Source organism: Pseudomonas sp. MF7453, assembly GCF_016405455.1.
GTDB lineage: Bacteria > Pseudomonadota > Gammaproteobacteria > Pseudomonadales > Pseudomonadaceae > Aquipseudomonas > Aquipseudomonas paralactis.
Genome location: NZ_JAEKCN010000017.1, coordinates 1 through 24,673 on the forward strand (window position 1 = coordinate 1; position 24,673 = coordinate 24,673).

28 protein-coding genes and 1 tRNA gene are annotated in these 24,673 nt (G+C 59.8%); 14 read left to right on the forward strand and 15 right to left on the reverse strand.

All coding sequences use genetic code 11. The annotated features are described in order from the left end of the window. Nucleotides 1–215: 215 nt before the first annotated feature. Nucleotides 216–689 carry a peroxiredoxin gene (locus JFT63_RS23345; protein WP_014717367.1) on the reverse strand — a complete coding sequence of 158 codons (474 nt, stop codon included), beginning with the start codon at nucleotides 687–689 and terminating at the stop codon, nucleotides 216–218. 14 nt (nucleotides 690–703) lie between these two features. Then, nucleotides 704–1,264 (reverse strand): glycine cleavage system protein R, encoded by a 561-nt coding sequence (locus JFT63_RS23350; protein WP_003189463.1) that lies wholly within the window; start codon nucleotides 1,262–1,264, stop codon nucleotides 704–706. A gap of 262 nt (nucleotides 1,265–1,526) precedes the next feature. On the opposite strand from JFT63_RS23350, the gene dapA reads away from it, so the two are divergent. The 5 genes from dapA (at nucleotide 1,527) to JFT63_RS23375 (ending at nucleotide 5,215) form a co-directional block, all read left to right on the forward strand. Beyond that, nucleotides 1,527–2,405, forward strand: coding sequence for a 4-hydroxy-tetrahydrodipicolinate synthase (dapA, locus tag JFT63_RS23355; RefSeq protein WP_057701164.1), 879 nt, complete (start codon nucleotides 1,527–1,529; stop codon nucleotides 2,403–2,405). 17 nt (nucleotides 2,406–2,422) lie between these two features. Next, nucleotides 2,423–3,538, forward strand: a complete 1,116-nt coding sequence (bamC, locus tag JFT63_RS23360; RefSeq protein ID WP_198844882.1) for an outer membrane protein assembly factor BamC — start codon at nucleotides 2,423–2,425, stop codon at nucleotides 3,536–3,538. Between the two features lie 4 nt (nucleotides 3,539–3,542). Beyond that, the gene (locus tag JFT63_RS23365; protein ID WP_057701162.1) at nucleotides 3,543–4,301 is read left to right on the forward strand and encodes an MBL fold metallo-hydrolase; all 759 of its coding nucleotides are present in this window, start codon (nucleotides 3,543–3,545) and stop codon (nucleotides 4,299–4,301) included. A 27-nt stretch (nucleotides 4,302–4,328) separates the two neighbouring features. After that, complete coding sequence (purC, locus tag JFT63_RS23370) at nucleotides 4,329–5,042, forward strand: phosphoribosylaminoimidazolesuccinocarboxamide synthase (protein ID WP_005786030.1); 714 nt, start codon at nucleotides 4,329–4,331, stop codon at nucleotides 5,040–5,042. 83 nt (nucleotides 5,043–5,125) lie between these two features. Then, nucleotides 5,126–5,215: transfer RNA gene (locus JFT63_RS23375), tRNA-Ser, on the forward strand. Nucleotides 5,216–5,310: 95 nt separating this feature from the next. On the opposite strand, the gene JFT63_RS23380 is transcribed toward JFT63_RS23375, so the two are convergent. After that, nucleotides 5,311–5,604: a type II toxin-antitoxin system RelE family toxin gene (locus JFT63_RS23380; protein WP_032892910.1), complete on the reverse strand. Its 294-nt coding sequence runs from the start codon at nucleotides 5,602–5,604 to the stop codon at nucleotides 5,311–5,313. Then, nucleotides 5,594–5,833, reverse strand: a complete 240-nt coding sequence (locus JFT63_RS23385) for a type II toxin-antitoxin system RelB/DinJ family antitoxin (protein WP_020301039.1) — start codon at nucleotides 5,831–5,833, stop codon at nucleotides 5,594–5,596. The genes JFT63_RS23380 and JFT63_RS23385 overlap by 11 nt, the downstream gene beginning before the upstream one ends. A 651-nt stretch (nucleotides 5,834–6,484) precedes the next feature. Between JFT63_RS23385 and JFT63_RS23390 the strand changes: the two genes are divergently transcribed. Beyond that, on the forward strand, nucleotides 6,485–6,739 hold the full coding sequence (locus JFT63_RS23390) for a DUF6124 family protein (RefSeq protein WP_003189534.1): 255 nt from the start codon (nucleotides 6,485–6,487) through the stop codon (nucleotides 6,737–6,739). 73 nt (nucleotides 6,740–6,812) lie between these two features. Here JFT63_RS23390 and JFT63_RS23395 read toward each other — a convergent pair whose 3' ends face one another. Both JFT63_RS23395 and JFT63_RS23400 read right to left on the reverse strand, forming a co-directional pair. Continuing rightward, nucleotides 6,813–8,039, reverse strand: coding sequence for an MFS transporter (locus tag JFT63_RS23395; RefSeq protein WP_198844883.1), 1,227 nt, complete (start codon nucleotides 8,037–8,039; stop codon nucleotides 6,813–6,815). Between the two features lie 137 nt (nucleotides 8,040–8,176). Beyond that, nucleotides 8,177–9,118 (reverse strand): LysR family transcriptional regulator, encoded by a 942-nt coding sequence (locus tag JFT63_RS23400; protein ID WP_198844884.1) that lies wholly within the window; start codon nucleotides 9,116–9,118, stop codon nucleotides 8,177–8,179. Nucleotides 9,119–9,275: 157 nt separating this feature from the next. Here JFT63_RS23400 and JFT63_RS23405 point away from each other — a divergent pair, with 157 nt between their 5' ends. The 3 genes from JFT63_RS23405 (at nucleotide 9,276) to JFT63_RS23415 (ending at nucleotide 13,008) form a co-directional block, all read left to right on the forward strand. Continuing rightward, nucleotides 9,276–10,592 carry an MFS transporter gene (locus JFT63_RS23405; RefSeq protein ID WP_078820591.1) on the forward strand — a complete coding sequence of 439 codons (1,317 nt, stop codon included), beginning with the start codon at nucleotides 9,276–9,278 and terminating at the stop codon, nucleotides 10,590–10,592. 11 nt (nucleotides 10,593–10,603) lie between these two features. Beyond that, a complete protein-coding gene (locus tag JFT63_RS23410) occupies nucleotides 10,604–11,836 on the forward strand; it encodes a Zn-dependent hydrolase (RefSeq protein WP_198844885.1) in 1,233 nt (410 codons plus the stop codon). 134 nt (nucleotides 11,837–11,970) lie between these two features. Beyond that, nucleotides 11,971–13,008 (forward strand): histone deacetylase family protein, encoded by a 1,038-nt coding sequence (locus JFT63_RS23415; RefSeq protein ID WP_198844886.1) that lies wholly within the window; start codon nucleotides 11,971–11,973, stop codon nucleotides 13,006–13,008. Between the two features lie 18 nt (nucleotides 13,009–13,026). Here the strand turns inward: JFT63_RS23415 and JFT63_RS23420 are convergent, their stop codons facing one another. Continuing rightward, nucleotides 13,027–13,380 carry a type II toxin-antitoxin system RelE/ParE family toxin gene (locus JFT63_RS23420; protein ID WP_198844887.1) on the reverse strand — a complete coding sequence of 118 codons (354 nt, stop codon included), beginning with the start codon at nucleotides 13,378–13,380 and terminating at the stop codon, nucleotides 13,027–13,029. After that, nucleotides 13,377–13,781 (reverse strand): ribbon-helix-helix domain-containing protein, encoded by a 405-nt coding sequence (locus JFT63_RS23425; protein ID WP_198844888.1) that lies wholly within the window; start codon nucleotides 13,779–13,781, stop codon nucleotides 13,377–13,379. Before JFT63_RS23425 ends, JFT63_RS23420 begins: the two co-directional genes overlap by 4 nt. A gap of 209 nt (nucleotides 13,782–13,990) precedes the next feature. Here JFT63_RS23425 and JFT63_RS23430 point away from each other — a divergent pair, with 209 nt between their 5' ends. After that, on the forward strand, nucleotides 13,991–14,893 hold the full coding sequence (locus tag JFT63_RS23430; RefSeq protein WP_057701145.1) for a LysR family transcriptional regulator: 903 nt from the start codon (nucleotides 13,991–13,993) through the stop codon (nucleotides 14,891–14,893). On the opposite strand, the gene JFT63_RS23435 is transcribed toward JFT63_RS23430, so the two are convergent. Further along, a complete protein-coding gene (locus JFT63_RS23435; protein ID WP_198844889.1) occupies nucleotides 14,885–15,643 on the reverse strand; it encodes a substrate-binding domain-containing protein in 759 nt (252 codons plus the stop codon). The two genes, JFT63_RS23430 and JFT63_RS23435, sit on opposite strands and share 9 nt — an antisense overlap. After that, nucleotides 15,640–16,947, reverse strand: a complete 1,308-nt coding sequence (locus JFT63_RS23440) for an MFS transporter (RefSeq protein ID WP_057701143.1) — start codon at nucleotides 16,945–16,947, stop codon at nucleotides 15,640–15,642. Before JFT63_RS23440 ends, JFT63_RS23435 begins: the two co-directional genes overlap by 4 nt. A 198-nt stretch (nucleotides 16,948–17,145) precedes the next feature. Here JFT63_RS23440 and JFT63_RS23445 point away from each other — a divergent pair, with 198 nt between their 5' ends. Together JFT63_RS23445 and JFT63_RS23450 are read left to right on the forward strand one after the other, a co-directional pair. Further along, on the forward strand, nucleotides 17,146–17,292 hold the full coding sequence (locus JFT63_RS23445) for a hypothetical protein (protein ID WP_167346920.1): 147 nt from the start codon (nucleotides 17,146–17,148) through the stop codon (nucleotides 17,290–17,292). A gap of 290 nt (nucleotides 17,293–17,582) precedes the next feature. Next, complete coding sequence (locus JFT63_RS23450; protein ID WP_057704585.1) at nucleotides 17,583–18,503, forward strand: LysR substrate-binding domain-containing protein; 921 nt, start codon at nucleotides 17,583–17,585, stop codon at nucleotides 18,501–18,503. 28 nt (nucleotides 18,504–18,531) lie between these two features. Here JFT63_RS23450 and JFT63_RS23455 read toward each other — a convergent pair whose 3' ends face one another. The 4 genes from JFT63_RS23455 to JFT63_RS23470 all read right to left on the reverse strand — a co-directional run bounded on the left by JFT63_RS23455 (nucleotide 18,532) and on the right by JFT63_RS23470 (nucleotide 22,468). Next, complete coding sequence (locus tag JFT63_RS23455; protein WP_186561199.1) at nucleotides 18,532–19,473, reverse strand: LysR family transcriptional regulator; 942 nt, start codon at nucleotides 19,471–19,473, stop codon at nucleotides 18,532–18,534. Nucleotides 19,474–19,610: 137 nt separating this feature from the next. Next, nucleotides 19,611–20,798: a cyanate transporter gene (locus JFT63_RS23460; protein ID WP_198844890.1), complete on the reverse strand. Its 1,188-nt coding sequence runs from the start codon at nucleotides 20,796–20,798 to the stop codon at nucleotides 19,611–19,613. 154 nt (nucleotides 20,799–20,952) lie between these two features. Then, nucleotides 20,953–21,567: an NAD(P)-dependent oxidoreductase gene (locus JFT63_RS23465; protein ID WP_198708011.1), complete on the reverse strand. Its 615-nt coding sequence runs from the start codon at nucleotides 21,565–21,567 to the stop codon at nucleotides 20,953–20,955. 34 nt (nucleotides 21,568–21,601) lie between these two features. Beyond that, on the reverse strand, nucleotides 21,602–22,468 hold the full coding sequence (locus tag JFT63_RS23470) for an MBL fold metallo-hydrolase (protein ID WP_198844891.1): 867 nt from the start codon (nucleotides 22,466–22,468) through the stop codon (nucleotides 21,602–21,604). A 105-nt stretch (nucleotides 22,469–22,573) separates the two neighbouring features. Between JFT63_RS23470 and JFT63_RS23475 the strand changes: the two genes are divergently transcribed. Both JFT63_RS23475 and JFT63_RS23480 read left to right on the forward strand, forming a co-directional pair. After that, nucleotides 22,574–23,479 (forward strand): LysR family transcriptional regulator, encoded by a 906-nt coding sequence (locus tag JFT63_RS23475; protein ID WP_057704590.1) that lies wholly within the window; start codon nucleotides 22,574–22,576, stop codon nucleotides 23,477–23,479. A 100-nt stretch (nucleotides 23,480–23,579) separates the two neighbouring features. Continuing rightward, a complete protein-coding gene (locus JFT63_RS23480; RefSeq protein WP_003189580.1) occupies nucleotides 23,580–23,759 on the forward strand; it encodes a hypothetical protein in 180 nt (59 codons plus the stop codon). Here the strand turns inward: JFT63_RS23480 and JFT63_RS23485 are convergent. Next, the gene (locus JFT63_RS23485) at nucleotides 23,752–24,627 is read right to left on the reverse strand and encodes a helix-turn-helix domain-containing protein (protein ID WP_057704591.1); all 876 of its coding nucleotides are present in this window, start codon (nucleotides 24,625–24,627) and stop codon (nucleotides 23,752–23,754) included. The two genes, JFT63_RS23480 and JFT63_RS23485, sit on opposite strands and share 8 nt — an antisense overlap. Nucleotides 24,628–24,673: the final 46 nt, after the last annotated feature.

Sequence of the window (24,673 nt, forward strand, 5' to 3'; positions counted from 1 at the left end):
CACGCGCCATCCATGGCGCGGGGCGGCTAAACCGGCATCCCTGCCGGTTTACCCCCCAAATCCCTGTCGAATTCCGGCCAGCGTGGTTTAACGGGGCGCCTGAGATCAAGATCACAAGCAGATCAAGGTCAAGAGCTACTCGCTTCGCATCGTGGTTACCGTCTGCTGCTACAGCCCACAAAGTTGTGTAGATACCTAGGCTTATCGAGGCAAGATCAAGCCTTGTTCAGCGCCTGCGCTGCCGCCAAAACCGCATCAACATGCCCTGGCACTTTCACGCCGCGCCATTCCTGACGGAGCACACCTTGGCTGTCGATCAGGAAGGTGCTGCGATCCACGCCCAGGTATTCCTTGCCATACAGCTTCTTCAACTTGATTACATCAAACAGCTGGCAGACCGCTTCGTCCTTATCGCTGATCAGCTCGAACGGAAATTCCTGTTTGCCCTTGAAGTTCTCGTGGGACTTCACGCTGTCACGCGACACGCCGAACACTTCGGTGTTGGCGGCCTTGAACGCGGCGTACTGGTCACGAAAACCCTGGCCTTCGGTGGTGCAGCCAGGGGTGCTGTCCTTCGGGTAAAAGTAGATCACCACTTGCTTGCCCTTGAAGGCTGCAAGGCTGAAGGTCTGGCCGCTGGTGGCCTGGGCCTCGAAATCGGCCACGGGTGTGTCGATGGCTACCGGCATAGAGAAGTACTTCCTTACATGGGGTTCTGTGGGCGCCATGGCTCAATCAAGGCGTCGAGGTTCAGGGCATCGGCGAAATCCAGGAACTGGTCGCGCAGCCAACTGATCTGTACGCCGGCCGGCAAAGTCACGGTAAAGGTGGCATTGAGCATGGTGCCGCCGGTTTGTGGCGCCTGGTAGGTGTCACAGGTCAGGTTTTCCAGCTCGACGTTATGGTCGATAAAGAACTGGCACAGCTCGTTGACGATGTCCGAACGGTAGGCTGAGCTGACGTAGGCCACGTAAGGCAACGCCTGTGGGCGATTTTCCAGGGCGGCGCTGCGCACCACGTTGACGGTAAAGTCGTGTTTTTTGGCCAGGCCCGGCAGGCCGGTTTCCAGGCGCGCCAGGGCGTCCCAGGAGCCGGAAATCTGCAGGACCAGCGCGCTGCACTCGCCGTGGCGAGTCAGGCGCGAGGTCACGACCGCGCAGCGGTTCTCATGGCTGGCGCGGCACAGGACGTTGGTCAGCTCCATGGGGTTGGCGCCGAGGGCACTGATAACAAGGAATTGTTCGCGAACTGTGGGGGTGGACATGCAGCCTTCCTAAAGCGATGAGCGGTCGATACCGTGTGGGCTGTATCGATCAAAGGATCAAGGGTAGCGAAAAGCGTCGCCAAGGGCTAGGAGGTGGCGTTTTCATTGCGTGATCGGCCGGCTTCAAGCGGTGCTTTGGCCCAATGATGGCATTGCCCGACGTTTAGTTGCTCCAGAACGCATCCTCACGCGGTACTTCGCTTGTACAAGCATCTTGGCGCCAGTACCATTACGGCTCTCTTTTTCCGGCAGGAGCGGTTGCATGATTGCGGGCAGTATGGTGGCACTGGTCACACCCATGGATGCACAAGGTCGTCTCGACTGGGACAGCCTGGGCAAACTGGTGGACTTCCACCTGCAAGAGGGCACCAACGCCATCGTGGCGGTCGGCACCACAGGTGAATCGGCCACCCTCGATGTGGAAGAACACATCCAGGTGATCGAGTTCGTGGTCAAACGCGTTGCGGGCCGCATCGCCGTGATCGCCGGAACGGGCGCCAACTCCACGCGCGAAGCGATCGAGCTGACCCGCAACGCCAAAAAAGCCGGCGCCGACGCTTGCCTGCTGGTGACGCCGTACTACAACAAGCCGACCCAGGAAGGCTTGTACCAGCACTTCAAAGCCATCGCCGAAGCCGTTCAGATCCCGCAGATCCTCTATAACGTACCGGGTCGCACCGCGTGCGATATGAAGGCCGAGACCGTGATCCGCCTGTCCACCGTGCCGAACATCATCGGCATCAAGGAAGCCACCGGCGACCTGCAGCGCGCCAAGGACATCCTGGCCGGTGTGAGCAGTGACTTCCTGGTGTATTCCGGTGACGACGCCACCGCTGTCGAATTGATCCTGCTGGGTGGCAAGGGCAACATCTCCGTGACCGCCAACGTGGCTCCGCGTGCCATGAGCGACATGTGCGCCGCCGCCATCGCCGGTGATGCCGCGACGGCACGTGCAATCCACGAGAAGCTGATGCCGCTCAACAAGACACTGTTTATCGAATCCAATCCTATCCCCGTGAAATGGGCGCTGACTGAGATGGGCCTGATGCCGGACGGTATCCGTCTGCCGCTCACCCGGCTCAGCGAAGCCTGTCACGAACCGCTGCGACAGGCCCTGCGCCAGTCCGGCGTCCTGGTTTAATTGAGGAAGCACTACGCATGAAGCGATTGGCCGGACTTTCCGCACTTGCCTTGATTATCTCCAGCACCAGTGGCTGCGGTTGGGTATGGGGCCCGGAAGGCTACTTCCGTGACCGCGGCAGCGATTACCTGGAAGCACAAGCAACCAAACCGATGCAGCTGCCGCCTGATGTCAATGTCGCCAAGCGTCTTGACCCCTTGTTGCCGATCCCGCGCAACGTCGCCGACGACACCGTCAAGGGCGAGTACGTAGTACCGCGCCCGCAGCCGATCACGGCAGTGGCCGATGCCGGCGACTACAGTCTGCAAAAAAGTGGCGACAACCGCTGGATCGTCGCCCAGCGCCCACCTGCCGAAGTCTGGCCGGTGGCGGTGCAGTTCTTCCAGGACAACGGCTTCCGGATCGACCAGCAACGCCCGCAGACCGGTGAATTCACCACTGCGTGGCAGCAAGGCCGTGAGCTGTCCGCCAACATGGCCCAGCGTCTGCTGGCGGGCGGTGTAGCCGCCGACAGTGAAGCCCGTGTGCGTGTGCGCATCGAGCCGGGCGTGCAGCGCAATACCAGTGAAGTCTATGTGGTCAGCGCCGAGCGCCCTGCCGGCAGCACAGCCAACGTCGATTTCACTCCGCGTTCGGTCAACACCGGCGTAGACGCTGCGCTGGTCGACGAAATGCTCGCCAGCATGAGCCGTATCTCCGAGAAGGGCGGTTCCGTTTCCCTGCTCGCCGCCCGTGACTACGACACCCCTAACCGCGTCAGCCTCACCGAAGACGGCAGCGGTAACGTGGTGCTCAATCTGGGTGAAGACCTCGACCGTGCCTGGGCCAGTGTTGGCCGTGCGTTGGAGCAAGGTCCTTGGCGCGTTGAAGACATCAACCGCAGCCTGGGCCTGTACTACATCAACGTGGCTGAAAAGGCCGAGAAGAAAGACGACGAGCCAGGTTTCTTCGGCAAATTGTTCGGCAGCGCGCCGACCAAGGAAGAGATCGAAACCCGCGCCGAGCGTTACCAGGTTCGTTTGAGCAAGGTGGGCGAAAGCGTGCAAGTCACCGTCGAGAAGAACATCAACACCGTCGCGCCAGCTGAAACAGCGCGCAAAGTGTTGGGCGTGATTCAAGACAACCTGGGCTGATCCGATGCGTTTTGCCGTTCTCGGCAGCGGTAGCCAAGGGAACGGTACGCTGGTCGCCCACGATGACACGTATGTGCTGGTCGATTGTGGTTTCTCGTTAAGAGAAACCGAGCGACGCCTGCTGCGTCTCGGGGTCCACCCGGCGCAGTTGAGCGCGATTCTAGTGACCCACGAACATGCCGACCACGTGCATGGCGTGGGTTTACTGTCTCGGCGCTACAATCTGCCGGTGTACATGAGCCGCGGCACGCTGCGCGGGATGCGCAAACCCATCGAGCCGGCAGGTTTTCTGGCTGGTGGCGAACAACTGCAAATCGGTGCCTTGAGCATCAATGTCATCGCGGTTGCCCACGATGCCCAGGAGCCTACGCAATACGTATTCAGTGACGGCCAGCGGCGTTTCGGCGTGCTGACCGACCTGGGTTCCTACTGCGCCAGGGTGCTGGACGGTTACCGGGACCTCGATGCCTTGATGATCGAGTCCAACCACTGCAGGGATCTACTGGCACGCGGTCACTACCCTTACTTTCTCAAGCAACGGGTGGGCGGCGAGCTGGGACATTTGAACAATCACCAGGCGGCATACCTGGTGTACGAGTTGGGCTGGCAAGACCTGCAACACCTGGTCCTGGCTCACCTCAGCAGCAAGAACAACCTGCCGACGCTTGCCCGGCAATGTTTTGTCGACACCCTCGGGTGCGACCCGGACTGGCTGCAACTGGCCGATCAAGATTCAGGGCTCGACTGGCGACACATCGCCTAGCCCACCTTACTCAAAGCGGAGCCCATCATGGAAAAACGTGAAGAACTCTACCGCGGCAAAGCCAAGTCGGTGTACAAGACCGACGACGCCAACCGCCTGATCCTGCTGTTTCGCAACGACACCTCGGCGTTCGACGGCAAGCGCATCGAACAGCTGGATCGCAAAGGCATGGTGAACAACAAGTTCAACGCCTTCATTATGCAGAAGCTCGAAGCGGCCGGTATCCCGACCCAATTCGACAAACTGCTGGGCGACAACGAGTGCCTGGTCAAGAAGCTCGACATGATTCCGGTGGAATGCGTCGTGCGTAACTACGCCGCCGGCAGCCTGGTCAAGCGTCTGGGCGTGGAAGAGGGCCTCAAGCTCAACCCTTACACGTTCGAACTGTTCCTGAAGGACGACGCCAAGGGCGACCCGTTCATCAACGAATCCCACGTTGTGGCGTTCGGCTGGGGCACCGCTGAGCAACTGGCGCGCATGAAGGAGTTGTCCCTCAAGGTCAACGACGTGCTGACCAAGCTGTTCGACGACGCAGGCCTGTTGCTGGTGGACTTCAAGCTCGAATTCGGCGTATTCCACGACGGCTCCATCGTCCTGGGCGACGAATTCAGCCCCGATGGCTGCCGCCTGTGGGACAAGGACACCAAGAAGAAGATGGACAAAGACCGCTTCCGCCAAGGCCTCGGTGACGTGATCGAAGCCTACGAAGAAGTCGCCAATCGTCTCGGCGTACCGCTGTAATCGACGCAAGCATCTGATAGCACGGAAAAAAATCGCTTCGGCGCTTTGCATCCATCAATCATGCTGTTATGATGCGCGCCGTTGGAGAGATGCCAGAGTGGCCGAATGGGACGGATTCGAAATCCGTTGTACCTTCACCGGTACCTAGGGTTCGAATCCCTATCTCTCCGCCATTACATAGAAAAAGCCCCGTAGCTGAATAAGCTGCGGGGCTTTTTCGTTTCCGGCCGTTATTAATGGCTGCTTCAGGGATTTATTATAGTCCCGCCTAGCGCTGTTCAAGGCGCTCAGACGCTTTGCGATAAGCTTGATCACGCTCACGTTTATCAACGGCGACCACGAACACCGTAATTTCCTGATCGATCACTTGATACACCAGCCTGTACCCGCTACTACGCAGTTTGATCTTGTAGCAGTCAGGCAGGCTATGGAGGCGATTAGCTTCAATACGTGGGTTGTTCAGGATTTCGACTAGCTTCTTTTTGAGTTGCTGACGGAGGGTGTCTCCGAGTTTTTGCCATTCCTTCAATGCACGCGCATCAAAATCAAGGCTATAGGTCATCCAAAGAAACCCTCACGCGTTGAGGCGATGCAAGACGCTCACGTACGGTCGCCATCAAGGCTTCATCCTCTTCAGTCATCAGCACAGGCTTAAATGGCAACTGGCCGCGCTCGGCAACATATTGCAGCGCCTGGCGTATCAGTTCGGAAGGGGTGACACCGAGCTTCTCCAGTTCCAGGTAGGCGCGAGTTTTCAGGTCGTCATCGATACGGATGTTGATAGATGCCAATGGATAGCTCCTTGTGTAATGACGTTGGTCATTACATTGGGGCAATCGGGTTTCATTGGCAAGTTTGTCTGGACATACGGCAGTCGCTCTCATCTGTTGATCCTACTTTTTGGCCGTCGGCTTCGCCGGGCGCTTTTTATCGGTTTCTTTCACCGTTTCCCTTGGTCTTTTCTTCGCCTCTTGCTCGGTTACGTATTCACCTGTGACCGCATCGCGATATCTCGTTGGCATATCAGCACCCTTGACAGTATGTCGCCACGGCGGCGACTTTTTGAGACTAGCTCGCAGGCTTATGCGCACAAGGTTCCCTGTGGGTATTCTGGTTACCAAGCTTTTCCGAAACAGGTGCTTACGTTATGCGGGTTCGGCGGTTTTCGAGCAGGGTTGCGTTGGCTGGGGTAGGGCGCTAACCTTCCGCCGTCGCCCTCATGGCGATCGGTTTTGACAGGCCGAATAACGTGCGATCTCTGTGCATCCCCAAACTGGTTCCAGGCGTCTGTCTGTGCCCATTTGTTATGGCGGCTGTGCGTGGGGCATCTTCGGGTGCGCCGGGTTTCCACGTTTCCGGTCTGTCAACCCGCGTACAGCTGCCACCCAATCCTGTTTGACAGCGGGGAGTGGTAGCTTCTTTTCATAACGTGGAGTTACATCATGAAGAACAGCACCGCTGATTTTACTGAAGGGCATGCCCGCAAACTCTTTTGCGTAGCCGATGACGTCGGCACCGAAGAAGCCCTCACAAACGCCACCGAAATCCTGTCATCCGCCCTGCAAACCGCCTACCAATGCGCCGAAGATCCAGTCAGCACGCAGTCGCCCGTGATCATGGCCCTGGCTCAGTTGATTGAAAACGCGCAAGCCTTGGTGGACGCTGTCCTGGAGCGTGATTTCCCCACGGCCAAATAAATACCTGCTCCCTGAAACGAAAAAAGCCTGCTGAACTCAACGCTCAGCAGGCTTTTTTGTGGCTGCAACTCGGTCAGGCAGGCTGCGCCACCAAGCTGTTGCTCACCTTGCGGCCCAACACCAGCACGGTCGCAAACCCCAACCCCACCAACACAGTGGCCAGGCTCAACAACACCGAGCTGCCCATCTGGTCGACGATCCGTCCACCAAAGAACGAGCCCAGGGCAATGATCACCTGAAACAGCGCCACGAACAGCGGCATGCCTCGTTCCACATCCTTGGGCGCCACCACGAACATCCAGATACTGGCGCAGGCCGGGAAGGCGCCAAAGGCAAAGCCCCAGAGTGCGATCAGCACCACGGCGCCTGTCATACCGGTGGCGAAGTAGGGGAACAGGGCGGTGCTGGTCCCGATCATCAGCGCGACCAGCAGCAAGGTGTTACGCACGCTGCGGTTGGCGGCGAAGCCGGCGAACACATTGCCCAGTACGCCTGCCACGCCATACAGCAGCAACAATGAGCCAATCGTCGGCCCGTCGAAGCCGGAGCTGTGTTTGAAGAACGGCGCGACATAAGTGTACGCAGCAAAGTGCGCCAGGCCGATCAGCAGTACGGCAATCAACCCGACCCGCGCTTGTGGGTTGATAAACAGGGCTGGCAGGTCACGAACCTCAATGGCCTTTTCCGGTTTGAGGCGCGGCAGCAGGAAGACTTGCGCCAGGAGCACCGGCACACCCACCAGCGCGGTGACCAGAAAGGTCATTCGCCAGCCCATCAGGCCGCTGAGCCAGGTACCCACAGGCACGCCCAGAACGGTGGCCAGGGTCACGCCCATCATGATGATCGACGTGGCTTTCGCGACCCCAACGCCCTTGGGCGCCAGCCTGCCACTGAGGGCGATGGCCGTGGCCCAGAAACCGCCGATGCTGATGCCGAGCAATACACGGCCGAACAGCAGCAGGCTGAAATCGTTAGCTAAGGCCACCACCGAGTTGGCGATGATCATCACCAGTGTCAGGCCAATCAGCAGGTAGCGACGGTCCATGGCGCCAATGCTGACCGACAGAAACGGCGCGGCGAGGGCGGCCATGATGCCGGGCAATGTGACCATCAAACCGGCGTGGCCGGCACTGATGCCCAAGTCGCTGGCGACGTCGTTGAGCACGCCCACCGGCAGAAACTCGCTGGTCACCAGGGCAAAGGCACCCACGGCGACCGAAAGAATCGCCAGCCACTGCTGTTTGACGCTTTGTTGATTATGTTCGGGAAGGCCGCTAGGGGCCTGGCTCGCGCTTGGCATGGTGTGGGGTTCCAAGGTGAAAGTCGCCTGAAGTCAGACGCAGGAAAGGGAAGCTGGGGGCGATTATAGGAATCAGTGTCGGCAATCGTTCAGGCGCTCGTTTCGATAGTAATCATCAGAGCTATCGATGTGAGCAATCATTCGTCGGCCAACCGACTTAGAAGACACTCAATAAACACCCCTTCCGCCCGGCTCATCTTCTGCTCCCGGTTCCACAGCACGTGAATATCCACATCCGCAATGCCCTCATCCGGCGGCAGCCGCCAGAGCAGCCCGTTCTGCACATCTTCAGCCACCACATGCACCGGCAGGCATCCCAGGCCATACCCCGCAATCACCAATCGCCGCACTTCTTCCAGGCTGGATGACGACGCCACGATCCGCCCGCCGAACCCTTGCTGATCGCGAAAAATCGTCAGCGGCGAGAGCATCCCGCCGATCTGGTCGCTGGTAAAACTCACGAAGTTTTCCGACTGCAAGTCCCCTTCGACCAAGCCTGTGCGTCCGAACAATGGGTGGTGTTTCCCACAAAAAAACGCATAGCGCTGACGCAGAAACAGGTGCTGTTCCAGGCGCGGCTGTGGCCGGCGATTGAGGCTGAGCCCCAGGGTCGCGGTTTTTTCCAGCAGGGCGGCGACGATGTCGGAGCTGCGCATCACTTCGACTTCCAGCTCGACCCGTGGATGCTCGCGATGAAAACCCGCGAGAAAGTCATCGAAAGTGTCGGAATTAATCCGGCTGATCATCAGCAAGCGCACTTTGCCGATCACTTCATCCCCGGGCTTTTGCAGGGCGTTGCTCATCTGCGACACCTGGCCGTACATCTCACCGGCAATCGCGAAAATCTGTTCACCCGCCTCGGTGAGTACAAAGCGTGGGCCGCGACGCGCGATGAGTTGGCAGCCCAATTGCTCTTCCAGCCGTTTGAGCGCCTGGCTGATGGCCGGTTGCGTCAGGTGCAGGCGCGCAGCGGCGCGGCTGATGCTCAGTTCCTGGCCGATCACGCGGAAGGTGCGCAGCAGGTTCCAGTCCAGGCGGTCGTTGAGCAACGGGTGAATATCGCGGCGGGTTTCGGGCATGGCGTGGCTCGATAATAAGCACTATTTATAATCAAGATAATAAATAGAAAATTGACTAATCATAGCCCCTGGCCGAAAAATCAGGCTTAACGAGCGCCACCAGAGCGCACCGGTTTGACCTTCTCCTGCCAAAAAAATAAACAAAGGAGCCAGCCCCATGAAGCCTTCCGCTTCGCCGCAGCCTCGCCGTGCCGCGGCCGCCGCTTTTATCGGCACCATGATCGAGTGGTACGACTTTTACATCTATGCCACCGCTGCGGCGCTGGTGTTCGGTCAGCTGTTCTTCCCCTCCGATGATAAATTGTTCAGCACCATGGCCGCGTTCGGCACCTTCGCCGTGGGCTTTTTTGCGCGGCCCTTGGGCGGCATCGTGTTCGGCCATATCGGCGACCGCATCGGCCGCAAGAAATCCCTGGTGATTACCCTCGTGATGATGGGCGTGGTCACGGTGTGCATCGGCTTGTTGCCGACCTATGCCCAGATCGGCGCTGCCGCACCGGTGCTGCTGATCCTGTTGCGGGTAGTACAGGGAATTGCGGTGGGCGGTGAGTGGGGCGGGGCGGTGTTGATGGCCGGGGAACATGCGCCAAAGGGGCGTCGTAACTTCTTTGCATCCTTCGCGCAGCTGGGCAGCCCGGCGGGTTTGATCCTTTCCTTGCTGGCGTTCAGTGCCGTCACGCGTCTGCCGGAAGAAGACTTGCTCAGTTGGGGCTGGCGCCTGCCGTTCCTGGCCAGTGCCTTGCTGTTGGTCGTCGGCCTGGCGATTCGCCTGGGTGTAAATGAGTCGCCGGAGTTCCTCGAAGACAAGGCCCTGGCGGAAAAAGCCCGGGCGATCAAGAAGGACCAAGCCCCCGTGCTGGAAGTGCTGAAGACCGCTTGGCGTCCACTGTTGTTGTGCATTGGCGCCAACACCTTGGGGATTGCCGGCGTGTATTTCACCAACACCTTCATGATTGCCTACAGCACTCAGCAACTTAACCTGCCGCGCTCGTTGATTCTGGAATGCCTGTTCTTCGTCGCCATTATTCAGTTCTGCGTTCAGCCGCTGGCTGCCTGGGTGGCGGAGAAGGTCGGTGCTACGCGGTTTCTGTGCGCCATGTGCGTGCTGGCAATGGCCTCGCCGTACCCGATGTTCGTCCTGGTCAGCAGCGGCCAGGCGCCGTTGATCATCCTCGGCATAGCCCTGGCGGTGGTGTGCATGGCGTCGTTCTACGCCGTCATCGCAGGTTTTGTCAGCGGCCTGTTTGAAACCCGTGTGCGCTACACCGCGATCTCCCTGGCTTACCAGGTATGCGGCGCGCTGGCCGGCGGCCTGACACCGTTGATCGGCACCTGGCTGGCCCATCAATACCTGGGCCAGTGGTGGCCGATGGCAGTGTTTTACAGCGTGATCGCGGCGGTTTCGTTGGTATGCGTGCTGGCCTTGTCCCGCCGCCACGCCACGGCCCACCGCCTGGAAATGGCACACAGTTGAGGGAGTCAGCAATGTTGAAGATTAATGGCGAGCGCCTGTGGCGTAGCCTGATGGACATGGCCGAGATCGGCGCGACCGCACGCGGTGGCAGCTGTCGCCTGGCATTGAGCGCCGAAGACAAGGCCGGTCGCGAGCTGTTCAGTCACTGGTGTAAGGCCGCTGGCCTGACGTTGAGCGTGGATGCCATCGGCAACCTGTTCGCCCGTCGCGCGGGTGCCGACAATGACGCGGCCCCGGTGATGATCGGCAGCCACCTCGATACCCAGCCCGAAGGCGGGCGTTTCGATGGTGTGTACGGCGTATTGGCGGGCCTGGAGGTGATCCGCAGCCTCGACGACCACGGCATCCAAACGCGCAAGCCCCTGGAAATCGCGGTGTGGACCAACGAAGAAGGCGCGCGTTTCACCCCGGCGATGCTGGGCTCGGCGGTCTTTACTGGTGCCCTCGCGCTGGACAAGGCGTTGGCGACCACCGACGGTGATGGCGTCAGCGTAGCCGAGGCGTTGCGCACCACCGGCTATAACGGTGAGCGTGCATTGGGTGGGGCGGTGGATGCGTATTTCGAAGCGCATATCGAGCAAGGCCCGATCCTGGAAGACAACGCCAATAGTATCGGCGTGGTGACCGGCGGCCAGGCGATTCGCTGGCTCGATGTACGGGTCGAAGGCATGGCCGCCCATGCTGGCACCACGCCGATGGCGCTGCGCAAAGATGCTTTATACGGCGCCGCAAAAATGATCCAGGCGCTGGAAAACCTCGCTGCCGATTTTGCCCCGCATGGCCTGACTACGGTGGGTGAGTTGAGCATCGCCAAGTCGTCGCGCAACACCATTCCCGGTGTGCTCGACTTCACTGTCGATCTGCGTCATCACCGCGACGCCGATATCGACGCCATGGAGCAGCAAGTGCGCGCCCGCCTGCAGGCGATTGCCGACAACCGTGGCCTTAGCGTGACCATCACACCGCACTGGCTCAGCCCGGCCACGCCGTTCGATGCTGAGTGCGTGGCCTGTGTGCAAGCGTCGGTGGACGCGCTGGGCTACAGCCAGCAGACCATCATCAGCGGCGCCGGCCACGATGCTATCCACTTGGCGCGCTATTGCCCGACCGCGATGATCTTCATCCCCTGCGTCGGTGGCCTGAGCCACAACGAAGCCGAAGACGTCTTGCCCGAAGACGTGCGCCAGGGCACCGATGTATTGCTCAACGCCGTGTTGAAACGCGCCGGCCAGGTTCATTTCTAAAGGCTGACGCCGTGCCCATGTGGGAGCTGGCTTGCCTGCGATAGCGGTGAAGCAGGCAGTACATTGTGCTCTGACCGTGCGCAATCGCAGGCAAGCCAGCTCCCACAGGTTCTGTGTTTATCCAGGAGCATCCTATGAATACGTTTTTCCATCCCGAACAACTGCTGCATTACCCACGCAGCTACTACTCCCGTGGCCAGATGCACACACCACAGGAGGTCCCCGAGCGTGCGCGCAACCTGCTGCTGGCTGCGCAAACCCTGGGCTTTGATATCCAGCAACCGAGCGACTACGGTATGGAACCACTGCTCGCCGTGCACGGCGCTGCGTACCTGGATTTTCTTCAAGAAGCTCACCAACGCTGGAAGGAAATCCCCGAAGACTGGGGCGACGAAGTCATGTCCAACATCTTCGTACGCGAGCCCAACGCCCTGCGCGGCATTCTTGCCCAGGCGGCACGTTACCTGGCTGATGGCAGTTGCCCGATCGGTGAACTGACCTGGCGCTCGGCGTATTGGTCAGCCCAGAGCGCGGTTGCCGCTGCCAAGGCGATCCTCGATGGCGCACCTGCCGCCTACGCCTTGTGTCGGCCACCGGGGCATCACGCCCGCTTCGATGCGGCGGGCGGCTTCTGTTACATCAATAATGCGGCGGTGGCTGCGCAAGCGTTACGCCAAGGCTTCCAGCGCGTCGCGGTGCTCGATACCGACATGCACCACGGCCAAGGCATCCAGGAGATTTTCTACGACCGCAATGACGTGCTGTATGTGTCGATCCACGGCGACCCGACCAACTTCTATCCCGGCGTAACAGGCTTTGCCGAGGAAAAAGGCAACGGCGCCGGCGAAGGGTACAACCTCAACCTGCCTATGCCACATGGTGCCAGCGAAGCGGTGTTCTTCGAAAAGCTGGAGCAGGCCCTGGCAGCGGTGAAGAGCTTCTCGGCGGATGTGCTGGTGTTGTCACTGGGCTTTGATATCTACGAGCTGGACCCCCAAAGCAAAGTCTCGGTGACGCGCGAAGGCTTCGCGCGGTTAGGGCAGCGCATTCGAGGGCTGGGGCTGCCGTGCCTGATCGTGCAGGAGGGTGGTTATCACCTGGAGACCCTGGACAGTAACGCGCAGGCATTTTTCAGTACGCCAGCGGCTTGGGGGAAGCGATCAGGCGACTAAGCGCTAAAAGCCTGCTGATCAGTTTTCAGCAGGCTCTTCAAACTTCGATGAGCGTTCGTTCCCATCTCCTTGTAATAACGCTGTGTAGTCTTGCCCGCCATAAAACACGCCCACGATCGATACCGTTTTGAGATCAGGCCTCACCCTGAAAGCAATAATGGTGCTGCGACGATAGTGAGTGATGCGCAAGTGTTTCAGCAGGTCATCACGGCGCATGCCACGCAAGGGAAACAGGGCAAGGCTTTCGCAGTAGCTGACAAGATTGTCGATAAAACGCGCTGCTATAGGAGGGGAGCCGACATCGCTGATGTAGTCTTCGAGTGCATCGAGTTGGGTCAAGACCTCGGGCGAAAAAACTACAGAGTAGCTCACACTTCCCCTGTGCCTTTGCGCTGACGTCTGGCCGCCATGTGTTCGCGAACCTGTTCTGGCGATAACCCAAGCTCAGGCTTCGCCTCAAGTGCGGTCGCTGCTGGGATAACTTCGTCTCTGAGCCAATGTTCCATGGCACGATCACGCGCCAGCAACGCCCGCAGCCCGTCGCGAATCACTTCACTTTCGCTGGCATATTCGCCAGTAGCCACCTTGGCTTTGACCAGGGCAGCCATTTCAAGGGGCAAGGTGATGCTCATTTGCTGGGTTGAGCGCATGGGTGAATCCGTCAGAGGTGAGTAGGATTCAATCCTACTCGACCATTGACGTGATGCAAGAAGCAACTGATCAATGCCGATGCCCGGCACCTCGTCGTCCATCCAGAAGGGGTAGGTTTCCATGAATTGCTACGTCTCCAGTTGTGTAGGTCAGGCTCCAAGTATTGACCCGTTTTGGCGATCGCGTGGCCGTATACGGCCGATAACCTGCTGATATGTATGACTTCATATGTGTAACAGGATGATCTCGACAAACCCTCTCGGCACACGTGGCATCCCACCGGCTCCCGGACGATAATGCTCGTCACCCCGACCACTTTGGCCTGCCTCCCGTGATCATCAATTTCGACCTCAACGACCTCCAGGCCTTCCGCGCCGTGGTAGACAAGGGCAGTTTCCGCGGTGCCGCCGAGGCTATAAGAATCTCGCAACCGGCCCTCAGCCGACGCATCGAGAAGCTTGAGTCCGCCCTCGATGTGAAGCTGTTCGAGCGCACCACGCGGCGGGTCAGCCTGACCATGGTCGGGCGTGCCTTCCTGCCGCAGGTGGAGCGGATGCTCGACGATCTGGACATCGCCTTGATGGGCATCAGCAACGTCGCGTCCACACGCATGGGCAACGTCACCATCGCCTGTGTGCCCTCCACCGCGTATTACTTCATGCCCCACGTGATCTCCGAATTCCACAAGCTGTATCCGAAGATTCGCCTGCGTGTGCTGGATGCCAGTGCGGGTGAAGTGAGCAATGCAGTGGCAAGCGGTGAAGCGGATTTCGGCGTGAGCTTCAGCGGTAGCCTGGCCGACGAGGTGGAGTTCGAGCTGTTGTTGCAGGAGCGTTATGTGCTTGCCTGTCGACGTGACCACCCGTTGGCCACACGTGAGAGCGTGACCTGGACCGAAGCCTACGAACACGACTACATCAGCGTGGACAAAACCTCGGGCAACCGCTTCCTGCTCGACCAGGCGCTGCGGGGCGTGCGGGTGAAAAAGCCGAGTATCTGCGAGACCCACCACGTGACCACGATGATCGGGCTGGTGGAGGCGGGGTTGGGCGTGGCGATGGTGCCGTCGATTGCGATGCCGGCGTGTGAGCACCCAATTCTGGTGAGTGTGCCGCTGGTAGAGCCGCAGGTGATGCGCAATGTGGGCTTGATCAAGCGCCGCGGGCGGACATTGCCGCCAGCGGCGCTGGAGTTGGAGCGGTTGGTGCGGGAGATGCCGTTTCGGTCAGCGTGACACCGAGTCCAGGCCGGTGGATTGCACCTCCGGCTGGGCCTCGGGCGATGCCATGAACTGCAACAGCGCCTTGGCCCGCTCCGGGTGTTCGGCGTTCACCGGAATACCGGCGGCAAAACGGGTAACGGACTGCACGTCTTCCGGGAGCTTGCCGACAAACGTCACGCCCTTGACCGGCAGCAATTCGGCCACCTGCTGCAAGCCGACTTCGTAGTCGCCCTTGGCTACCTGCTCGCCCACCGGCACGCGTTCGATCATGGTGCCCTTGGCCGGCATACCGAGCTTCTTGAACAACTCCTTCTCGACATACACACCGCTGGCGCTGTCGGAATAGGCCACCGACTTGGCTTTGCTCAGCACAGCCTTGAGCTCGGCATCGGTATTGATCGCAGGTTTTGCCGCGCCTTCCTTCACCACCAGGCCAATGCGCGAGTCGGCCAATTCCACGCGGGAGGCGGGGTCGACCTTGCCCTGTTTGATCAGCTCATCCAGAGCGTAGCCGACCATGATCACCACGTCGGCGTGTTCTCCACGGGCCAGACGGTTGGGAATCGCTTCCGGCGCCTTGCCCATGGACGGGCCGAGAATGGTGTCGAGGGTGTCACCGCTTTGCTTGGCGTATTGCGGGCCGAGCAGTTTATAGGCAGCGGTGAAGCCACCGGAGGTCATCACCTTGAGCTGTTCGGCCTGGGCCGTCAGCGCCAGGGCACCGAGGACGACGGCCGTGAGGGATTTGAACAACGGCTTCATTGCACGGCCTCCTGCATGACTTGGCCACGGGTATTGGCGTGGCGATACAACGCCAGGGTTGAACACAAGGCACACAGCGCGGCGAACATCATCCAGTAAGCGGGGGATGCCTTGTCTTCAGTGATGTGGATGAACCAGGTGGAAATCGCCGGCGTGAAGCCACCGAAGACCGCAGTCGCCAGGCTGTAAGCCAGGGAAAAGCCTGCCACGCGCACCTCTACCGGCATGATTTCGGTCAGCGCCGGGATCATTGCGCCGTTGTACAGGCCGTAGAGGAAGGAGAACCACAACAGGGTTTCCAGCATGTGCGCAAAGCTTGGCGCGTTAACCACGTAGGACAGCGCTGGATAAGCGGTGAGAACGGTCAGCACGGTCATGGCGATCAGCACCGGTTTGCGGCCGAAGCGATCGCTGAGGATGCCGCCGATCGGCAGCCAGAAAAAGTTCGACACCGCCACCAGCAAGGTCACCAGCAGGGCATCGGAGGTGCTCAGTTGCAGCACGGTCTTGCCGAAGGTCGGTGCGTAAACGGTGATCAGGTAGAACGCGGTGGTGGTCATGGCCACCATCAACATGCCGCCGATGACCACGGTCCAGTTCTTTACCAGGGTCGCCATCACTTCACGCATGGTCGGGCGATGCTTGCGGTTGGCGAACTCTTCGGTTTCCTGCAGGTTGCGACGCAGCACAAAGATAAACGGAATGATCACGCAACCAACGGCGAAGGGAATGCGCCAGCCCCAGTCGGCAACCACCGACGGCTCCATCCACACGTTCAGGCCATAGCCCAGCGCGGCGGCGACCACGATGGAGATCTGCTGGCTGCCCGACTGCCAGCTGGTGTAGAAACCTTTGCGGCCCGGCGTGGCCATTTCAGACAGGTAAACCGACACACCGCCCAATTCAGCACCGGCCGAGAAGCCTTGCAGCAGGCGGCCCAGCAGCACCAGCAGCGGCGCCCACAGGCCAATGGTGTGATAACTGGGCACCAGCACGATCAACAGCGTACCGCTGGCCATGATCGACAACGTCACGATCAAGCCTTTGCGACGGCCCACGTCATCGATATAGGCGCCCAGAATGATTGCGCCCAGCGGTCGCATCAGGAAGCCCGCGCCGAATACGGCGAAGGTCATCATTAATGACGCAAACTCATTAGCGGCAGGGAAGAAAGCGGCGGCGATATAGGTCGCGTAGAACCCGAACAGAAAGAAGTCGAACTGTTCAAGGAAGTTGCCCGAAGTAACGCGCAATACAGCGCCTACTTTCGAGCTGGCAGCGTCAGGCCGGGAAGGGCTAGTCATGATTTTGTGTCTCCAGCGTTCTTTTTAAAGTGCTTGTTTCGCTTAAGACTTGGGATATTGGCTGACACATTTAGAAATGATAAGTGACAAATATGGATGCATTGATGCGTGTTGGCTATCAGTCAAAACGGCCACCCGATTTTTCATAGCTGTTCTATGCTTGAACCTGTATCCAATTCTTACGGATGGGAGGTGGCTATGGGCAACGAATACAAGCAGCACAATGAACCGGAACGTGAACATCCTCGGCAGCAGCCAGAGGAAGAAAAGCCGCAAACCTGGAAGCACCCCGACGACGGCACGGAGCTTTCCGAACGGGACCAGGAGCGCCCGCTGAAACCCTGACTTCAGGGCCAATACAATCTAGCTGTTGTAGGGGCGAGCTTGCTCGCGAAGAACTCATAGGCGCCGCATTCATTCAGGAGGCATGCGTTATCGTTGAGGTTTTTCGCGAGCAAGCGCGCTCCTACAGAGAACGATGTACGCTTAACTGACTGGCCCGTTCCCACAGTTGTTGTGTGAGGCTTACATAACCCTCAAGCGCTGATTAACTGCCCGATGAACAGCGCGCACATAGACGCGGCCCCGTGGCCTTTCTAAACTGCGGCTTGTCTTGGGGAAAGGGGCAGGCGCCGATGAATCGCAATGAATTACGCAAGGCCGACATCAACCTGATGGTGGTCTTCGAAGCGCTGATGCTTGAGCGCAATGTGACGCGGGTGGCGGAGAAGCTGTTTCTCGGCCAGCCGACTATCAGCTCGGCCCTCAATCGCCTGCGCACTTTGTTCAACGATCCGTTGTTCATTCGCGTCGGCCATCGCATGGAACCCACGGCACGAGCCGAGGAAATCATCCAGCACCTGTCGCCGGCCCTGGATTCCTTGTCATCGGCCCTGAGCCTGACCCATGATTTTGATCCGTCCATCAGCACCATGACCTTTCGCATCGGCCTCTCCGATGACGTTGAGTTCGGCCTGTTGCCGCCCTTGCTGCGTGCCTTGCGCCAGGAAGCGCCGCAGGTGGTGTTCGTGGTGCAGCATGTGGATTATTGGCGCATTCCCGACCTGCTGGCGTCCGGCGATATCACCGTGGGCATCACCCAGACCCGCGGCCTGCCGGCAAATGCCAAGCGCAAGCTGCTGCGGCATATCCGTCCCTGCCTGCTGCGTGCCGATGCCTCGGACACGCCGCTGACCCTCGACGAATATTGCTCACGGCCCCATGTGCTGGTATCCCACACCGCCAACGTGGCCGGTTTTGCCGATGAGTGGTTGGCCGAAGTCGGCCGCAAGCGCCATGTGGTGCTGTCGGTGCCGCAATACAGCTCGCTGCCGGCCTTGCTCGCCGGCACCGACATGATCGCCAGCCTGCCGGACTACACCGCCCAGGCCATGGCCGCCAGCGGGAACCTGTTCTGCGAGCCGTTCCCGTTTCAAACCCCGACCCTGGACTTGTCGATGGTCTGGCTCAGCCACGTCGACACCGACCCGGCGGAGCGCTGGATGCGTTCGCGGCTGGAGGCGTTCATGAGCGACAAGCTCCCGGCGCCAAGCTGAAAGCAACTGTAGAGACTGCTTGGCGCTTTCAACTTGCCGCTTGCAGCTGTTCCTCACACACCCTCACCACTTGCTCACGAAACCAAATATTGGCGCTGTCTTGCCCATTGGTTTCGTTCCAGTGCATATCCAGGGTGAACCCCGGCAAACCGTTGGGCGCTTCGCACACACCGAACCCCGGCGTCGGCGCCAGTAACTTCTGCACGCGGCGTGGCAGGGTGACGATGAAGTCGGTGCCGGCAATCATTTTCAACGCCGCGCTGTAGCTGTTGGCCCGCGCAATCACCTGGCGCTTGCGCGCCTGACGTGCGAGCCAGCCGTCGATCATATTGGTGTCCGATGTCCACGGTGTGGGGAACACGTGACGCCGCTCGATGAAGGATTGCAGGCTGAACGCCGGTTCCCTTGGGGCCGAGCGCTGGTCGCACACACAGACCAGGTCATCTTCCAGCAGCATCTGGGTCTTGAAGTCTTTATGGGTGCGATGAAAGTGCGGGCCGAAGCAGATCACCAGGTCGAGGCGGCCTTCACGCAGGTCATCGACGGGAATGTCGGCTTCCAGCTTCTGCACATTGACGATCACCGGCAGGTCGGCATGGTCGAAGTGCTTCAACAGACGCGGCAGGATCAATTGCTCGAAGTATTCCGGGGCGCACACATTGAAGGTCACCGCCTGTTGGGTCGGGTCAAAGGCCTGGCCGCCGGCGTGGCACAGGTTGATGCTTTCCAGGATCTTCTGCACATGCCCGTACATGGTGGTGGCCTTGTACGTCGGACGCATACCGGCCCGCGTGTTGATAAACAGCTCATCCTCAAAGCTGGTGCGCAACTTTTTTAGGCTGTAGCTCACCGTGGACTGGCTGACGAACAGCGTTTCGGACACATCAGTAACGCTGCTCTGGTCATAGACGGCGATAAACACCATCAAATCCTGCATATCGAGCTTTCTGAGCGAGTTACTGTTTAGCATCGGTTTCGTCCGTAAACCCTTTGTACCGAACTCAGTACAAGACTGAGCAAAATGTTAACGGAACGCTCGTACCAATAGAAAGCTCTGTAGGACCCTTCAATGTTTTGTGGGGGACAAATACTGTTTGTAATACGACGTCAGCGGATATGTCGTACGTAATGCCGGGGGTTGAAGCGCAGGACCATCAACAGCATCACCACAGTCACCGTTGTCAGCGACCACCAGGCTCCTTCAAAGCTGCCCAGTTGGTCGCGGATCACTCCGGTAATCAAGGGCGACACCCCGGCAATCAGGTAACCGATGCCCTGTACAAACGCGGTCAGGCTACCGGCGCGCCGTGGGTTGTCGAGGTGGTCCAGAGACACAATCAGGCTCATGGGAAACAGCCCGCCAATACCCAGGCCGAGCAGGCAAGGCCATAGCAGGCTCCAGTGTTGCGGGCTCAGGATCAGGCCGCAGAACCCGAGAATAATCAGCACCAGCAGCCCCGCAATCACGCCGCGTTTATCCTGGCGCCGGTTGGCGATGGCCGGGGTGACCAGGCCGGAGATGACCTCCATGGCGGTCAGCAAACCCAACAGCAATCCGGCGTTCTGCTCGCTCCAGCCCTGTTCGACGTAGTACGGCGCCAGCCACGCCAGTACACAGGTGTAGGACGCCGTGCCGAGGCCAAAAAAGATCGCCAACAGCCACGCGCGACGATTGCTGAAAAATGACTCGCGGGGGGTCGAACCGGCTTGCGGCAAGGGTGGCAAAACTGAACGCTGCGCATACCAGAACACCAGCGCCAACAGCGCCAGCGCTGCCCAGATCGCCAGGCCGATACGCCAGCTGCCGGTGCGCACTTGCACCAGAGGCGAGAGTGATGCCGCCAGCGCAGCGCCGCCCATAATCGCCGTCACATACAGGCCCATGAACAGCGAAACGTCGGAGCTGAATCGCGACTTGATCAGCGTCGGCATCAACGCCTGAATCAGCGCAATACCCACCCCTGCGGCAATTGCGCTGACGATCAGCTCCAGCGCCGAATCCAGGAACAGGCGCGATAACGTCGCCAGCCCAATCACCAGCAGCGACAGCACAATACTGCGATGCTCGCCCAGGCGCTTGGCCAGGCCCATGCCAAAAAACATCGCCAGGCCCATGGCCATGACCGGCAACATGGTCAGCAAGGCGGCGCTGCTGAAACTCAACGGCACATCCACGCGAATCGACGACAATAACGGCCCCACAGCCGCCATCGACGGGCGCAGGTTAAGGGCGACCAGCACCACGCTGATCATCAGCCATACGGCGGTGGTGGGTTTTACTTGAACGTTTTCCATGGGCCTGCCTTGATGGGACAAGGGCGAATCAGGCCATGCAGGAGCGAGTGGAGCAAATCAGAAAGTCGTTGGGGCTATCTAAAAATCACAGATAACTGACGCACCGCCGATCAAAATGTGGGAGGACAAGCCCCCCACATTTTTACCGCGCGTGTCAGTAGCCAACGGTGAAGCGCTGACGCGAGTGTTTCGGTGTTTCGACCTCGTCGATCATGGCGATGGCGTAGTCGGCAAAGCTGATCGAACTGTTACCTTCACTGCTCACCAGCAGGTCATCCTGGCCCAGGCGGAATTTGCCGGTACGCTCGGTTCCGTCGAACAGCGCCGAGGGCGACAGGAACGTCCAATCCAATTCCTGTTCCTGGCGTAGCGTTTCCAGGAACTCAGCCCCGGCACCGGCTTCGGCCTTGTACTCTGCCGGGAACCCCGGGCTGTCGATGACGCGGCTGCCGTCTGGCAGCAACAGCGAACCCGCACCACCCACCACCAGCAGGCGTTTGACCCCGGCCTTTTTCACCGGGCCGATCACGGCGCTGGCCGGCAAGGTGGCGAAGTGCGCGGCGCTGATCACCACATCGCTGCCGCTGATGGCGTGTTGCAACGCTTGTGCGTCCAGGGCGTCGACCTGTTTGGCCGTGACACCCGGGCGTACGCCCAGCTTTTCGGTATTGCGGGCGATGGCGGTGACGGTATGCCCACGGCGCAGGGCTTCTTCCAGCAGTTGGCTACCGGCACGGCCGGTAGCACCAATGATTGCGATTTTGCTCATGACGTTCTCCATCAGGGTTAGGGTTTAAAGCCAATCACCACTTCATTTCGCCCTTGGCGACTTTGGCGCTCAGTTCCAGCGAGCTTTCGTCGGCGAGGGTGGGGTAACGCTGTTTCATGGCCGCGATCAGGGCGGCGGAATCCTTGGCCTTGGCGGTTTCGATGTCGAAGGCCTTGATGTAGTCGGCGGTAAATTTCACTGAGGCCAGTGATGGGGTACCCAGGTAGTGGCCAGGGATCACGGTTTGTGGCTTCAAGCCTTCAATACGCTCAAGGGTGCTCAGCCAGTCTTTATGGGATTGCGCGCTCTGAGTGTCAGCCATCCACAGGTGAATGTTTTCGGCGACCACCACACCACCGACCACGGCTTTGATCGACGGGATCCACACAAAGCTGCGATCCGGCTGCGGGCCGCCCAGACCGATCACTTCCAGCTGTTGCCCTTCAAGGGTCAGGCTGTGGCCCTGCAGCACCTGCGGCACGACGGTCTTGGCGGGTTTGTCGGCGCCCATTTTCGGGCCCCAGAATTCCAGCTTGCCGGCGACGGTGGCGTTGATATGGTCGACCACCGGTTGCGGCGCCAGCACCTTGGCGTCGGGGAAGGCGGCGGTCAGGGTGTCGAGGCCGAAGTAGTAGTCCGGGTCGCCATGGCTGATATAGATGGTGGTCAGGTGTTTGCCGCTGGCGCGGATCTTCTGCACCAGTTGCTCGGCCTGGCCTTTGCCGAACTGGGCATCCACCAGGATCGCGTCTTTGGCACCGCTGACCAGCACCGAGCTGACGGGAAAGATCGCCGCTTCGCCTGGGTTGTACACGTCCAGTTTCAGTTCTGCGGCTGCTGCGTGCGCGGCGAAGGCCAGGGCGGCAGTGGCCAGGGTCAAGCGTTTGAGGGTCGAGAACATCGGGCAGCTCCTGCCATTGGTAAGGGGTGGATAGAGCTTAGTTGCATAAAACACCACAAAAAATGCGATGCTGGGACATAGTTTGTTTCTGAAATCGGGCAGATCATGGATCGTCTTCAAGCAATGCGCGTGTTTGTTACCGTGGTGGACCTGGGCAGCCAGTCTGCTGCCGCCGATCATCTGGACCTGTCGCGCCCGGTGGTCTCGCGCTACCTGGCCGAGCTGGAAGACTGGGTTGGCGCGCGCCTGCTGCACCGCACCACGCGCAAGCTCAGCCTCACCGCTGCCGGGAGCGAAACCCTGCCGCGCTGTCGGCAATTGCTGGAGTTATGCGGCGATATGCAGGCCGCCGTCAGCGAGCCGGATGACGCACCCCGGGGCTTGTTGCGCCTGAGCGTCAGCACCTCGTTCGGCCAGGCGCAGCTGGGCGCGGCCATTGCCGAATACGTCAAGCGCTACCCGTTGGTGACGGTGGATTTGCAGATGCTCGATCGCACGGTGAACCTGGTGGATGAACGCATCGACCTGGCGATCCGCACCAGCAATGATCTGGACCCCAACCTGATCGCCCGACGCTTGACCGTGTGCCGCTCGGTGGTATGCGCCACACCGGCCTATCTGCGAGAGCATCCGGCGCCGCAGAAAGTCGAAGACCTGGCCCGGCACAACTGCCTGACCCACTCCTACTTCGGCAAGAGCCTGTGGCATTTCGAAGAACAGGGCGAGCACGTGTCGGTGCCGGTGCACGGCAATATCACCGCCAACGAGGCCAGCACGCTATTGCGTATCACCCTGGCCGGGGCAGGGGTGGCGATGCTCCCCAGTTATCAGGCCGGTGACCTGATCCGCAGTGGTGAACTGGTGCGCTTGCTGCCCGCCGCAGAGCCCCGGCAGATGAACATCTACGCGGTGTACGCCTCGCGCAAGCACATGCCCTCGGCGCTGCGCAGCCTGCTGGATTTTCTGGTGCTGCGGTTTCCCGAAGCGCCCGCGTGGGACGTCGGGCTTTAAGGCGATATAAACGCGCTGAATGGCAGCCAATCATGGCAACTTGCGCTGACTGACCTATGCTTTAAACAGCGCCGTGTAGATCCGTTCAGAGGTCTGTGCCATGAGTATCAAAACCAGAAAGTACCTGACGATTTTCACCCTCTGCGCATTGGCGACTGCGTTGTACGGGACAGCCGCCTATCGCGTCGAACAAACACGCATGCAACCGGCGGCGTTCGCCATCAGCTGCCATCAGGACCAATGCGTTCCCCGCACCGGCAGTTTCAGCGCGCTCAGGTAGGCTGCTCGGCCTTCAATTGCTCGCGAAACGCCTTGGGTGAAAACCCGACCCTGCGCCGAAACAGGCGCGAGAAGTTGGTCGGGTCGGAAAAGCCCAGCACCTCGGACATCTCATTGATGGTCATGCTGGTGTAGGTCAACAAACGCTTGGCTTCCAGCAACTGGCGGTCATGCATGATCTGCAACGCCGGCTGCCCGCCCAACTCCCGACAAGTTCCGTTCAAGTGTGAGACCGAGATGCCCAACTTGTGGGCCAGGTCTTCAATCTTGGGGTGCTCGCGATAGTGTTGCTCGACCAGTTGAGTGAACCGGCGAAAATACTCGCGACCACGCGGCGCCCTTGGATGGCGGCGCTGAATCGCCTGGCGGCTGACCCACACCAGCAACACGCTGACCAGTGCGTGCAACATCATGTCCCGTGCCGGTTGATCATCGGCGTATTCGTCCTGCAAGCGGGCGAACAGGTTGTTCAAGTAGTCGCTGTCCTTGCCTGCCGGATAACTGCCCAGGGTTTGCAGACCGTCGACTGTGGCGCCCAGTTGCGCCTGCAAATGACTGACCAGCGGCGCCGAAAGGGTCAACACGTAACCCTGCACATCTTCGGAAAAACGAAAGCCATGCACGCACAGTGGCGGTAGCACTTGCAGGCTCGCTTCATTGAGGGTGGTACGCTGGCCTTCGATTTCCAGTTGAGCCTGGCCTTTGTGCACATACAGCAGCTGGCACAGATCCGCGTGCCGGTGGGGCTGGATTTCCCACTGGTATTCCCGACTGCGCCGGGAAATGGTTTCGCAGTGCAACAAATCGGGCGTCGGCCACTGCTGGCTTTCCCCGTAAAGCTTGAAGACCGGAATCGCGGTTTTGGTCATGGTTTCAATCCGATACTCAGGATAATGGTTCGGTAATCGCCCCGAT